The sequence below is a fragment of the Streptomyces sp. NPDC042638 genome (genome assembly GCF_040647235.1).
Classification (GTDB): Bacteria; Actinomycetota; Actinomycetes; order Streptomycetales; family Streptomycetaceae; genus Streptomyces; species Streptomyces rameus.
In genome coordinates, this window is the sequence record NZ_JBEZBT010000003.1 from 197,044 (window position 1) to 209,455 (window position 12,412).

The following is a 12,412-nucleotide window of genomic DNA, read 5'->3' on the forward strand; positions in this document are numbered from 1 at the left end:
CCCGTTCACCCTTGATGTCCTGATTCATCCTACCCAATCGGGTCATACATCGCCCCGGGGCCGGCAATTCGAATTACTTGCGCACAAGATGTGTGGACACGGAAACGAAGTCGCGTGATGAATCGGCGAGTCACGTGCGGGTGCCCGCTCGAATTACCGTGCGGGAGATCGCCCGTACCGGGCCGCCGTCCGACGTTGTGTCACGGGCCGCATACGGCGGCCGGGTTGGTGGCACGATGGTTCTGGCGGGGGTGCGCGGGTACCTCCGGGCCGGGAGAGCGGACCGACCGAGGGCGGGATCAGTTGTGGCCATTTCACTGTCTGTGGTGCTTCTGTTGGCGATCATCCTGGTGGTGCTGATCCGAGGGGGGAACATCAAGGCCGGCCCCGCCATCGTCGCGATCCTCTTCGGGTTCTTCCTGGCCTCGACCGGCATGGCGCCATCGATCGACCGCTTCCTGAACTCGATAGCGGAATCCATCAACTCGATCAGGTTCTGACCCGGGGGCGACGGGCGGACGTACGGAAACGGCGCGACGCGACTCGGCTCCGGCGGAGGCCGGCACTGGCGGATCGGGCATGCGGGTGGCCCACCTGACCCGCCCCCGCCGCCGGCCCGCCGCCAAGATCGCGCACGACGAGTTCGCGCCACCCGCCGGGACGCCCGCGCCGCCCCCCTGCGGCCGGCGAGGACCTCGGCACCCACGCCCGCCGGCCCGGCCCGCTCCCGGCCGACGCCATCCTCACCGAGGACGACGGCCCCCGGCTCATCGGCTCCGGCATCTCCCACGCGACCGAGACAGCCGAAACGGACGCCCCCACCCCGAATGGCCGCGGCCAACGGATCTACAAGGCGCCCAGAAGGCACCCAGGAGCGAGGCGGGCAAGCGGCCCGTCGCCACCCCCCGCTCGATCATGACGGTCGGCGTCGCCCATATGGAGCAGTTCGCGGAGCCCGGTGCTGAGGGCCGGGCGGAGGGCTGAAGGGCCCCGGGAAAGGCCGAAGGCCCAGGGAGAGGAGAACGATCCCTCGCCTGGGCCTTCCGCGTACAGAGCGGGCGACGGGAATCGAACCCGCGTAGCTAGTTTGGAAGACTAGGGCTCTACCATTGAGCTACGCCCGCAGTACTGCGCCGCAGGTCGGTGACCGCGGCACTGAAGGCATCGTAGCGGGTCGCCCGCCGCCGAGGCCAACGAGTTCGGCGCCGGGCGATCCGCACCTGCCGCCTGGAGGAATACAGCCGACGGGAACGGCCGGGGCATGTACCCTACGTCTCGCACCAGACGGGGTGTGGCGCAGCTTGGTAGCGCGTCCGCTTTGGGAGCGGAAGGCCGTGGGTTCAAATCCCGCCACCCCGACCACCGGCACACGAGGTCGTAATGATCGCCTTTTGGGGCGCTGACCCGCTGCGGTTACTATGCAAGCTGCGCGCCCGTGTGTCCCGGCCCACTCGGCCTACGAACTCCTCCGGGCGGCGAAATCCGCCGGACCAGTCTGGCTCCGGCAGAACCCAAGAAGTCAGCCACAAGGAGACCGAACCGTGAAGAGCGCCGTGGAGACCCTGAACCCGACCCGGGTTCGGCTCACTGTCGAGGTGCCCTTCGAGGAGCTCAAGGACAGCCTCGACGCGGCGTACAAGAAGATCAACCAGCAGGTCACGGTGAAGGGCTTCCGTAAGGGCAAGATCCCGGCCCGCGTCATCGACCAGCGGTTCGGCCGCGGTGCGGTGCTGGAGGAGGCCGTCAACGACGCGCTCCCGAAGTTCTACACCGAGGCGGTCAACGAGGCCGAGCTGAGCCCGCTGGGCCAGCCCGAGGTCGACATCACCGAGCTGAAGGACGGCGAGACGCTGAACTTCACCGCCGAGGTCGACGTCCGCCCGGCCGTGGAGATCCCGGACTACTCCGGTATCGAGGTCGAGGTCGACGCCGTCGAGGTGACCGACGAGGACATCGAGAAGTCGGTCGAGCAGCTCCGTGAGCGCTTCGCCTCCACCTCCCCGGTCGAGCGCCCCGCCGAGGACGGCGACGTCGTCACCATCGACCTGGAGGCCAAGGTCGACGGCGAGGTGCTGGAGGACGGCATCGCCAACGGCGTCTCCTACACCATCGGCTCCGGCGAGCTGCTGGACGGCATCGACGACGCCGTCAAGGGCAAGTCCGCCGGCGAGGAGGCCACCTTCACCTCCGAGCTGAAGGGCGGCTCGGCCGCGGGCAAGGAGGCCGAGGTCACCGTGAAGGTCACCCAGGTCGCCGCCCGCGAACTGCCCGAGCTGGACGACGACTTCGCGCAGCTCGCCTCCGAGTTCGACACCCTGGAGGAGCTGAAGGCGGACAGCCGCAAGCGCCTCGCCAACATGAAGCAGTTCGACCAGGCCACGCAGGCCCAGGAGCGCGTCCTGGAGAAGCTGCTGGAGCTGGTGGAGGTCCCCGTCCCCGAGAAGCTCCTCGAGGACGAGGTCAACACCCGCAAGCACAACCTGGAGCACCACCAGCTCGGCCAGATGGGCCTCACCCTCGACAAGTACCTGGAGATCCAGGGCAAGACCGCCGAGGAGTTCGAGACCGAGACCCGTGAGGCCGCGGTCAAGGGCATCAAGACCCAGTTCGTCCTGGACGAGCTGGTCAAGAAGGAGCAGCTGAACGTCAACCAGGAGGAGCTCACCGAGCACCTCATGCGGCGTGCGGCCTCCTCCGGCATGTCCCCGGACCAGTTCGCCCAGGCCGTTGTCGAGGGCGGCCAGGTCCCGCTCCTGGTCGGCGAGGTCGCCCGCGGCAAGGCCCTGGCCGTCGTGGTCGAGGCCGCCACGGTGAAGGACACCAACGGCGAGGTCGTCGACCTGGACGACGAGGAGGAGGAGACCGAGGCCGCCGAGGCGTCGGAGACCGAGGACACCTCCGAGGAGAACGCCGAGGGCTGAGCGGTCCCACGGCGCCTCTGAAGCGCACACGACGGGCCCTGGGGAGTTTCCCCGGGGCCCGTTCGTCACCCCGGGCGGGTACCGCCGGTCCGGGGGACACGGGGCCGTACCGACGGCCGGCGCCGCCGTGTGAGCGCTACGCCCCCGGCGAACACTCCCATCTCCGGGATTCCCCGAAGGGACCTGAGCGTTAGGGTCCATGAATACGGGGGCAGGGGAGTCTCCTGACACCCCCCGCCAAGCCTCCGGCAGGACGACGTGAGACGGCCCGGCGCCGTCGTAAGACGAGCAGGTGGATACGTGACGAATCTGATGCCCTCCGCCGCCGGCGAGCCTTCCATCGGTGGTGGCCTCGGCGACCAGGTCTACAACCGGCTGCTCGGCGAGCGGATCATCTTCCTCGGCCAGCAGGTGGACGACGACATCGCCAACAAGATCACCGCACAGCTGCTGCTCCTTGCGGCCGACCCCGACAAGGACATCTACCTCTACATCAACAGCCCCGGCGGCTCGGTGACGGCCGGCATGGCGATCTACGACACCATGCAGTACATCCCGAACGACGTGGTCACGATCGGCATGGGCATGGCCGCCTCGATGGGCCAGTTCCTGCTCACCGGCGGCACCGCCGGCAAGCGCTTCGCCCTGCCGCACACGGACATCATGATGCACCAGGGCTCCGCGGGCCTGGGCGGTACGGTCTCGGACATCAAGATCCAGGCCCAGTACCTGCTGCGCACCAAGAAGACGATGTCCGAGCTGACCGCGCTGCACTCCGGCCAGCCCGTCGAGACCATCATCCGCGACGGCGACCGCGACCGCTGGTTCACCCCGCAAGAGGCCAAGGAGTACGGTCTCATTGACGAGATCATCACGCACGCCTCGGGTGTTCCGGGAGGCGGCGGCACCGGTGCCTGACCGGCCAGGCCACGCCACGCACCGCAGAGACCGAAGCCCCCAGAACGCCACCAGGACGGTGAACACCCCATGAGCAACTTCCCCGGCGCCGCCAGCGGCATGTACGAAGGGCCCCGCCCCGACAGCCGCTACGTGATCCCGCGCTTCGTCGAGCGCACCTCCCAGGGCATCCGCGAGTACGATCCGTACGCGAAGCTCTTCGAGGAGCGCGTGATCTTCCTGGGCGTCCAGATCGACGACGCCTCCGCCAACGACGTCATGGCGCAGCTGCTGTGCCTGGAGTCGATGGACCCGGACCGGGACATCTCGATCTACATCAACAGCCCCGGTGGCGACATGACCGCCCTGACGGCGATCTACGACACGATGCAGTTCGTGAAGCCCGACATCCAGACGGTCTGCATGGGCCAGGCGGCCTCCGCCGCGGCCATCCTGCTCGCCGCCGGTACGCCCGGCAAGCGCATGGCGCTGCCGAACTCGCGCGTGCTGATCCACCAGCCGGCCGGCTCCACCGGCCGCGGTCAGCTCTCCGACCTGGAGATCATCGCCAACGAGTTCACCCGGATGCGTGAGCAGCTGGAGGACATGCTGGCCAAGCACTCCAACCAGCCGCTCGAGAAGATCCGCGAGGACATCGAGCGCGACAAGATCCTCACGGCCGAGGAGGCGCTGGAGTACGGCCTCGTCGACCAGATCATCTCCACCCGCAAGCTGAACAACAGCGCGGTCCGCTGACGCGGAACCGAGCACTTCCGGCCCCCCTTGGCTCGGTGCACGTCAAAGTGAACCCTGCCAAGGGGGGCCCGAACACCGGGTCCGGCAAGGTACCGTCGGACATAAGGCAGCACCAGGAGCCGCTGGACTCGTAACGTCCAGGCGTCTCCCAGGCGAAGGGGAAGCACACCGTGGCACGCATCGGTGACGGCGGCGATCTGCTCAAGTGCTCGTTCTGTGGCAAGAGCCAGAAGCAGGTCAAGAAGCTCATCGCAGGGCCCGGTGTGTACATCTGCGACGAGTGCATCGATCTCTGCAACGAGATCATCGAGGAAGAGCTCGCGGAGACCAGCGAGGTCCGCTGGGAGGAACTGCCCAAGCCGCGTGAGATCTACGAGTTCCTCGAGGGCTACGTGGTCGGCCAGGAGGCCGCCAAGAAGGCCCTGTCCGTCGCGGTGTACAACCACTACAAGCGGGTCCAGGCGGGCGAGAACGGCGGCGCGAGCGGCCGGGACGACGCCATCGAGCTGGCGAAGTCCAACATCCTGCTGCTCGGCCCCACGGGCTCGGGCAAGACCCTCCTCGCGCAGACGCTGGCGCGCATGCTGAACGTCCCCTTCGCGATCGCCGACGCCACGGCGCTCACCGAGGCGGGGTACGTGGGCGAGGACGTCGAGAACATCCTCCTGAAGCTCATCCAGGCGGCGGACTACGACGTCAAGAAGGCCGAGACGGGCATCATCTACATCGACGAGATCGACAAGGTCGCCCGCAAGAGCGAGAACCCGTCGATCACCCGTGACGTCTCCGGCGAGGGCGTCCAGCAGGCGCTGCTGAAGATCCTCGAGGGCACCACGGCCTCCGTCCCGCCCCAGGGCGGCCGCAAGCACCCCCACCAGGAGTTCATCCAGATCGACACGACGAACGTGCTGTTCATCGTGGGCGGTGCCTTCGCCGGCCTGGAGAAGATCATCGAGGCGAGGGCGGGCGCGAAGGGCATCGGCTTCGGCGCGACGATCCTCTCCAAGCGTGAGCTGGAGGCCAAGGACGTCTTCGAGGACGTCATGCCGGAGGACCTGGTCAAGTTCGGCATGATCCCCGAGTTCATCGGCCGTCTCCCCGTCATCACCTCGGTCCACAACCTGGACCGCGAGGCGCTTCTCAAGATCCTGGTCGAGCCCCGCAACGCGCTGGTCAAGCAGTACCAGCGCCTGTTCGAACTCGACGGCGTGGAGCTGGACTTCGAGCGCGAGGCGCTGGAGGCCATCGCGGACCAGGCCATCCTCCGCCAGACCGGCGCCCGCGGCCTGCGCGCCATCATGGAGGAGGTCCTCCAGGGCGTGATGTACGAGGTGCCGTCCCGCAAGGACGTGGCCCGCGTCGTCATCACGGCCGACGTGGTCCTCTCCAACGTCAACCCGACCCTGATCCCGCGGGACGCGCGGGGGAGGGGCTCGGGGGAGCAGAAGACGGCGTAACAGACGGTCACAGGGGAAGGGCCCCGGCCGGCCGGCCGGGGCCCTTCCCCTGTTCTGCGACGAGGTCAGACCTTGACACGGACCTCATTGCGGAACTTGGCCGCCAGTTCGGCGTCCGTCTCCGGGTCGGCGGCCCGGCCGGCGGCGAGGGTGGCGATGTCCATCGGCATCACCATCCCGAGCGTGCTCTTGTCACCCCAGATGCAGATGTCGAACGTCATCTCCTTGGGGCCGGCGGAAGTGGTGTCGGGGTTCTCGCTCTTGATCTGCTGGCACTTCAGGACCGCGCCCTTGAGCGAGGCGGGCGTGTACTGCTTCGGCTCGCCCACCAGACCGACACCCTCGGTGCTGTCCTTGGTGCTTTCCTTCTTCATGTAGGCGAACATCGCGTCGACGGCCTTCTCGGGATCGTCGATCGTGCCGTACACCCCACCGAACTTGATCATCTTCTTGGCCAGCGGGTTGCTCGCGTCACCGGCGTCGTACTCGGCGCTGACGTCCTTGGGGTCGTGGACGCCCCACTTCTCGGCGTCCTTGAGGTCGCTGGACGTCATGGTGTCGTCCTCGCCCTTGCCCTTCTTGTACTCCGTCAGCACGGTGTCCGGAGTCGTCAGCTTGTGCGGGCCGTCGTCCGCCACGCCACCACCGCCGCTGCCGCCGAGCACGAAGTACGCGCCCACCGCCAGCACGGCGACCACGGCCACCGCACCGATGATCAGACCCGTCTTCTTCTTGCCCCCGGCCGGCTGCGGCGGCTGGGGCACGGCGAACGGCTGCTGCTGGCCGTAGGGGTTCGGCTGCTGGCCGTACGGGGCAGGCTGCTGGCCGTACGGAGCCGGCTGCTGCGGCACGCCCTGCTGCGGGTAGCCGTAGCCCGGCTGCGGCGGAGCGGGAGGGGCCTGCTGGGGGTAGCCGTAGCCGGGCTGCGGCGCCTGCGGCTGCTGGCCGTAGGGACCCGGCTGGCCGTAGGGCCCAGGCTGTCCCGGCTGGCCGTACGGACCCGGCTGCTGGGGCTGCTGGCCGTACGGGCCCGGCTGGTTGTGACTCATTCCTGGGTTCCCCTCCAGAAGCTTATGTGTTCCTGACATCCTGGCTCAGGTCCGGAAACCGCACGCCACCGGGGGCCGCACCGTTACAGAACAAACGTGTTTCGGGACGGCCGCGTGACACCTCTAAACTGAGCCCCGTGACCGAGAACGCTCAGCAGCAGCCACCCGCGCCCGACTCCGAACTGCCGACCCAGTACGCGCCGGCCGATGTAGAGGGGCCGCTGTACGAGCGCTGGGTAGAGCGCGGTTACTTCGAGGCGGACGCGAAGAGCGAGAAGCCGCCGTACACCGTCGTCATCCCGCCGCCGAACGTCACGGGCAGCCTGCACCTGGGCCACGCCTTCGAGCACACCCTCATCGACGCCCTGACCCGCCGCAAGCGCATGCAGGGCTTCGAGACGCTGTGGCAGCCGGGCATGGACCACGCCGGCATCGCCACCCAGAACGTCGTCGAGCGCGAGCTGGGGAAGGAAGGGAAGTCCCGGCACGACCTCGGCCGCGAGGCGTTCGTCGAGCGCGTCTGGCAGTGGAAGGGCGAGTCCGGCGGGCAGATCTCCGGGCAGATGCGGCGCCTCGGCGACGGCGTCGCCTGGTCGCGTGAGCGCTTCACCATGGACGAGGGCCTGTCCCAGGCCGTCCAGACCATCTTCAAGAAGCTCTACGACGACGAGCTGATCTACCGCGCCGAGCGCATCATCAACTGGTGCCCGCGCTGTCTGACGGCGATCTCCGACATCGAGGTCGAGTACCAGGACGACGACGGCGAGCTGGTCTCCATGAAGTACGGCGAGGGGGACGACACCATCGTCGTCGCCACCACCCGTGCCGAGACGATGCTCGGTGACACCGCCGTCGCCGTCCACCCCGAGGACGAGCGCTACCGGCACCTCGTCGGCAAGCTCATCCGGCTGCCGCTGACCGACCGCTCCATCCCGGTCGTCGCCGACGAGCACGTCGACCCCGAGTTCGGCACCGGCGCCGTCAAGGTCACCCCGGCCCACGACCCGAACGACTTCGAGATCGGCCAGCGGCACGACCTGCCCGCCATCACCGTGATGGACGAGCACGCCGTGATCACCGTCCACGGCCCCTTCCAGGGCATGGACCGCCTGGAGGCCCGCTCCGCGATCGTCGCCGCGCTGCGCGCCGAGGGCCGGATCGTCGCCGAGAAGCGGCCCTACGTCCACTCCGTCGGCCACTGCTCGCGCTGCAAGACCACCATCGAGCCGCGCCTGTCCATGCAGTGGTGGGTCAAGGTCGGTCCGCTGGCGAAGGCGGCGGGCGACGCCGTCCGCGACGGCCGCGTCAAGATCCACCCGCAGGAGATGGAGAAGCGGTACTTCGACTGGGTCGACAACCTCCACGACTGGTGCATCTCCCGCCAGTTGTGGTGGGGCCACCGCATCCCGGTCTGGTACGGCCCGAACGGCGAGGTCGTCTGCGTCGGCCCCGACGACGAGGCCCCCGCCGGCGAGGGCTGGCACCAGGACACGGACGTCCTCGACACCTGGTTCTCCTCCGGCCTGTGGCCGTTCTCCACGCTCGGCTGGCCCGAACAGACCGAGTCGCTCGCGAAGTTCTACCCGAACTCCGTCCTGGTCACCGGCTACGACATCCTCTTCTTCTGGGTCGCCCGGATGATGATGTTCGGCCTGTACGCGATGGACGGCACCCCGCCGTTCCACACCATCGCCCTGCACGGCATGGTCCGCGACCAGTTCGGCAAGAAGATGTCGAAGTCCTTCGGCAACGCGGTCAACCCGCTGGACTGGATGGACAAGTACGGCTCCGACGCCCTGCGCTTCACCCTGGCCCGCGGCGCCAACCCCGGTGTCGACGTGCCGATCGGCGAGGACTGGGTCCAGGGCTCCCGCAACTTCGCCAACAAGATCTGGAACGCGACCCGCTTCGCGCTGATGAACGGCGCGACGGTGGACGGGCCCCTGCCGGACCCGTCGGCCATGTCGGCCACGGACCGCTGGATCCTCTCCCGCCTGGGCTCCGTCATCGCCGAAGTCGACGCGTACTACGACGACTACCAGTTCGCGAAGCTCTCCGACGTCCTCTTCCACTTCGCGTGGGACGAGGTCTTCGACTGGTACGTCGAGCTGTCCAAGACGGTCTTCCAGGCGGGCGGCGAGCCGGCCGAGGTCTCCAAGCGGGTCCTGGGCGAGGTCCTGGACGTCACGCTGAAGCTCCTGCACCCGGTCGTCCCGTTCGTCACGGAGACCCTCTGGACGACACTGACCGGCGGCGAGTCGCTGGTGATCGCCGAGTGGCCGGCCGACAGCGGCTTCCGTGACACGGTGGCCGAGCAGGAGATCTCCACCCTCCAGTCGGTCATCACCGAGGTCCGCCGCTTCCGCGCCGACCAGGGCCTCCAGCCCGGCCAGCGGGTCCCGGCCCGCCTGACCCTGGACGGCACGGCCCTCGCCCCGCACGAGGCCGCCATCCGCCAGCTGCTGCGCCTGCAGCCGGAGGGCGAGTCCTTCACGGCCACGGCCACCCTGCCGGTCGCCGGCGCCGAGGTCGCCCTCGACCTCTCCGGCACCATCGACGTCGCCGCGGAGCGCAAGCGCCTCGCGAAGGACCTCGCCGCGGCCGAGAAGGAGAAGGCCCAGGCCACGGCCAAGCTCGGCAACGAGGCGTTCCTCGCGAAGGCCCCGGAGAACGTGGTGGACAAGATCCGCACCCGCCTCGCCAAGGCCGACGAGGACATCGCGCGCCTCCAGGCCCAGCTGGAGAGGCTGCCGCAGGCGTAGCCGTCCGCAGCGTGTGCGAAGGCCCCCGCGACCGCGAGGTCCCGGGGGCCTTCGCACGCTCCGGCAGGGGCGCGGGGAACCGCACGACCAGCCGCGACGCGGCCCCGGCCGGCCGACGAGACAAGCCGTCCCATACCGGCGCCGCGAAGCCACCGCCCGCTCCGTAGACTGGGCCCCGTGAGCGACCCGAACGGCACCGACCAGCCCGACCCCCTCGACTCCTTCGACGAGATCATCGAGGCCGAGACCGAACGCGACCCCGACCTCGCGGTCATCGAGGCCGGCAGCCGCACCCTGCGCACCCAGGGAGGCCCGCCGCAGGCCGACGTACCCGCGCGCCCGGAGGACCCCGCGGTCGACCAGGCCCTGCGCGACGTCGAGGCGGAGCTGGCCACCCGCTGGGGCGAGACCAAGCTGGAGCCCTCGGTCGCCCGTATCGCCGCGCTGATGGACGTCCTGGGCGAGCCCCAGCGCTCGTACCCCTCGATCCACATCACGGGCACGAACGGCAAGACCTCCACCGCCCGCATGATCGAGGCCCTGCTCGGCGCCTTCGAACTGCGCACCGGCCGCTACACCAGCCCGCACGTGCAGTCGGTCACCGAGCGGATCAGCCTGGACGGCGCCCCGGTCTCCGCCGAGCGGTTCATCGAGACGTACCTCGACATCAAGCCGTACGTGGAGATGGTCGACTCCGCGCAGGAGTACCGCCTGTCCTTCTTCGAGGTGCTCACCGGCATGGCGTACGCCGCCTTCGCGGACGCGCCCGTCGACGTCGCCGTCGTCGAGGTCGGCATGGGCGGCTCCTGGGACGCCACCAACGTGATCGACGGCGACGTCGCCGTCGTCACCCCCATCGACCTCGACCACACCGACCGGCTCGGCGAGACGCCCGCGGCGATCGCCTCCGAGAAGAGCGGCATCATCAAGCAGGACGCCACCGTCATCCTGGCCCAGCAGCCGGTGGACGCGGCGCAGGTCCTGCTGAAGAAGGCCGTCGAGGTGAACGCCACGGTCGCCCGCGAGGGGCTGGAGTTCGGCGTCGTCGCCCGGCAGGTCGCCGTCGGCGGACAGCTGCTCACCCTGCGCGGCCTCGGCGGCGAGTACCCGGAGCTGTACCTCCCGCTGCACGGCGCCCACCAGGCACACAACGCGGCCGTGGCGCTCGCCGCCGTGGAGGCGTTCTTCGGCGTGGGAGCGCAGCGCGCGGAGCCGCTGGACATCGACACCGTGCGGAAGGCGTTCGCGGCCGTCTCCTCGCCGGGCCGCCTGGAGGTCGTACGGCGTTCCCCGACCGTCGTGCTGGACGCCGCGCACAACCCCGCGGGCGCCGAGGCCGCCGCCGAGGCCGTGCGCGAGGCGTTCGACTTCACCCGGCTGGTCGGCGTCGTCGGCGCGAGCGGTGACAAGAACGTGCGGGGGCTGCTGGAGGCCTTCGAGCCGATCTTCGCCGAGGTCGTCATCACCCAGAACTCCAGCCATCGCGCCATGGACGCGGACGAGCTGGCCGCGATCGCCGTCGAGGTGTTCGGTGACGAGCGCGTGCAGGTCGAGCCGCGGCTGCCGGACGCCCTGGAGGCCGCGATCACGCTGGCCGAGGAGGAGGGCGAGTTCGCCGGCGGCGGCGTGCTGGTCACCGGATCCGTCATCACGGTCGGCGAGGCCCGGCTGCTGCTCGGGAAGGGCTGAGGGCAGAAGATGCGTACGCTCTGTGCGTCCACCCTGATCGGTGAGTTCTTCGTCATCGGTTTCGCCGGGCTCGTCGCCATGAAGGACCCGGACCTGTCCACCTCCACGGTGTGGCTGGTCAGCGGTATCGCCATGCTGCTGTGCGTGCTGCTGTGCGGCATGGTCACCCGCCCCGGCGGAGTGGCTCTCGGCTGGGCCCTGCAGCTCGCCCTGATCGCCTCCGGCGTCTTCGTCCCGACCATGTATTTCATGGGCGCGGTGTTCGCGGCGCTGTGGTGGGCATCGGTGCACTTCGGGCGAAAGGTGGACGAGGCGAAGGCGAGATTCGCGGCCCAGGCGCAGTCCTCCTCCTCCCCGGCTGACGCTGCGTGACAGGTGCCCCGACACGCCCTGTAATCTCGTGCCACCGCACCCCGCAAGCCGCGTAAGGAGCCTCCCGTGAGCCAGCGCACCCTCGTCCTCCTCAAGCCCGACGCCGTCCGTCGCGGCCTGACAGGCGAGATCATCAGCCGCATCGAGCGCAAGGCGGGCTGGCAGATCACCGCGCTGGAGCTGCGCACCCTGGAGCGGGCCACGCTGGAGCAGCACTACGGCGAGCACGTCGGCAAGCCGTTCTACGAGCCGCTGGTCGAGTTCATGTCCTCGGGTCCGGTCGTCGCGCTGATCGTGGAGGGCGAGCGGGTCATCGAGGGCGTGCGCCAGCTGGCGGGCCCGACCGACCCGATCGCCGCCGCGCCGGGTTCGATCCGCGGTGACTATGGTGTGATCGTCCGCGAGAACCTGATCCACGCCTCCGACTCCGAGGAGTCCGCCGAGCGCGAGGTGAAGATCTTCTTCCCGGGCCGCGCGTAGCGCCCGGTCTTTCCGGCATGAGTACCGGC

10 protein-coding genes and 2 tRNA genes are annotated in these 12,412 nt (G+C 69.2%); 10 read left to right on the top strand and 2 right to left on the bottom strand.

The features are described 5' to 3' along the window. Positions 1-305 precede the first annotated feature (305 nt). Positions 306-500 (top strand): hypothetical protein, encoded by a 195-nt coding sequence (locus tag AB0B40_RS04005; protein WP_030345093.1) that lies wholly within the window; start codon positions 306-308, stop codon positions 498-500. Between the two features lie 553 nt (positions 501-1,053). Here the strand turns inward: AB0B40_RS04005 and AB0B40_RS04010 are convergent. Continuing rightward, a tRNA-Gly gene (locus AB0B40_RS04010) sits at positions 1,054-1,124 on the bottom strand. Between the two features lie 161 nt (positions 1,125-1,285). On the opposite strand from AB0B40_RS04010, the gene AB0B40_RS04015 reads away from it, so the two are divergent. The 5 genes from AB0B40_RS04015 to clpX all read left to right on the top strand — a co-directional run bounded on the left by AB0B40_RS04015 (position 1,286) and on the right by clpX (position 6,031). After that, positions 1,286-1,362: transfer RNA gene (locus AB0B40_RS04015), tRNA-Pro, on the top strand. A 179-nt stretch (positions 1,363-1,541) separates the two neighbouring features. Beyond that, positions 1,542-2,921, top strand: coding sequence for a trigger factor (tig, locus tag AB0B40_RS04020; RefSeq protein WP_345060604.1), 1,380 nt, complete (start codon positions 1,542-1,544; stop codon positions 2,919-2,921). A gap of 312 nt (positions 2,922-3,233) precedes the next feature. Continuing rightward, a complete protein-coding gene (locus tag AB0B40_RS04025) occupies positions 3,234-3,839 on the top strand; it encodes an ATP-dependent Clp protease proteolytic subunit (protein ID WP_345060617.1) in 606 nt (201 codons plus the stop codon). Positions 3,840-3,908: 69 nt separating this feature from the next. Continuing rightward, positions 3,909-4,574: an ATP-dependent Clp protease proteolytic subunit gene (locus AB0B40_RS04030; protein WP_345060602.1), complete on the top strand. Its 666-nt coding sequence runs from the start codon at positions 3,909-3,911 to the stop codon at positions 4,572-4,574. A gap of 170 nt (positions 4,575-4,744) precedes the next feature. Continuing rightward, on the top strand, positions 4,745-6,031 hold the full coding sequence (gene clpX / locus AB0B40_RS04035) for an ATP-dependent Clp protease ATP-binding subunit ClpX (RefSeq protein WP_014672712.1): 1,287 nt from the start codon (positions 4,745-4,747) through the stop codon (positions 6,029-6,031). 65 nt (positions 6,032-6,096) lie between these two features. Here the strand turns inward: clpX and AB0B40_RS04040 are convergent, their stop codons facing one another. Continuing rightward, entirely contained in the window at positions 6,097-7,080 is a 984-nt protein-coding gene (locus tag AB0B40_RS04040; RefSeq protein WP_345060598.1) for a hypothetical protein, read from the bottom strand. A 137-nt stretch (positions 7,081-7,217) separates the two neighbouring features. Between AB0B40_RS04040 and AB0B40_RS04045 the strand changes: the two genes are divergently transcribed. The 4 genes from AB0B40_RS04045 to ndk all read left to right on the top strand — a co-directional run bounded on the left by AB0B40_RS04045 (position 7,218) and on the right by ndk (position 12,383). Then, positions 7,218-9,842 (top strand): valine--tRNA ligase, encoded by a 2,625-nt coding sequence (locus AB0B40_RS04045; protein ID WP_345060596.1) that lies wholly within the window; start codon positions 7,218-7,220, stop codon positions 9,840-9,842. Positions 9,843-10,019: 177 nt separating this feature from the next. Then, entirely contained in the window at positions 10,020-11,531 is a 1,512-nt protein-coding gene (locus AB0B40_RS04050) for a folylpolyglutamate synthase/dihydrofolate synthase family protein (protein ID WP_345060594.1), read from the top strand. Between the two features lie 9 nt (positions 11,532-11,540). Beyond that, entirely contained in the window at positions 11,541-11,903 is a 363-nt protein-coding gene (locus AB0B40_RS04055; protein ID WP_345060592.1) for a DUF4233 domain-containing protein, read from the top strand. Positions 11,904-11,969: 66 nt separating this feature from the next. Next, positions 11,970-12,383: a nucleoside-diphosphate kinase gene (gene ndk / locus AB0B40_RS04060; protein ID WP_067039543.1), complete on the top strand. Its 414-nt coding sequence runs from the start codon at positions 11,970-11,972 to the stop codon at positions 12,381-12,383. Positions 12,384-12,412: the final 29 nt, after the last annotated feature.

What these genes read in the sequence shown, in the direction of transcription:
- AB0B40_RS04030 (WP_345060602.1), top strand. Translation starts at nt 3,909, where the DNA reads ATGAGCAACTTCCCCGGCGCCGCCAGCGGCATGTACGAAGGGCCCCGC.
- AB0B40_RS04025 (WP_345060617.1), top strand. Translation starts at nt 3,234, where the DNA reads ATGCCCTCCGCCGCCGGCGAGCCTTCCATCGGTGGTGGCCTCGGCGAC.
- AB0B40_RS04040 (WP_345060598.1), bottom strand. Translation starts at nt 7,080, where the DNA reads ATGAGTCACAACCAGCCGGGCCCGTACGGCCAGCAGCCCCAGCAGCCG.
- AB0B40_RS04055 (WP_345060592.1), top strand. Translation starts at nt 11,541, where the DNA reads ATGCGTACGCTCTGTGCGTCCACCCTGATCGGTGAGTTCTTCGTCATC.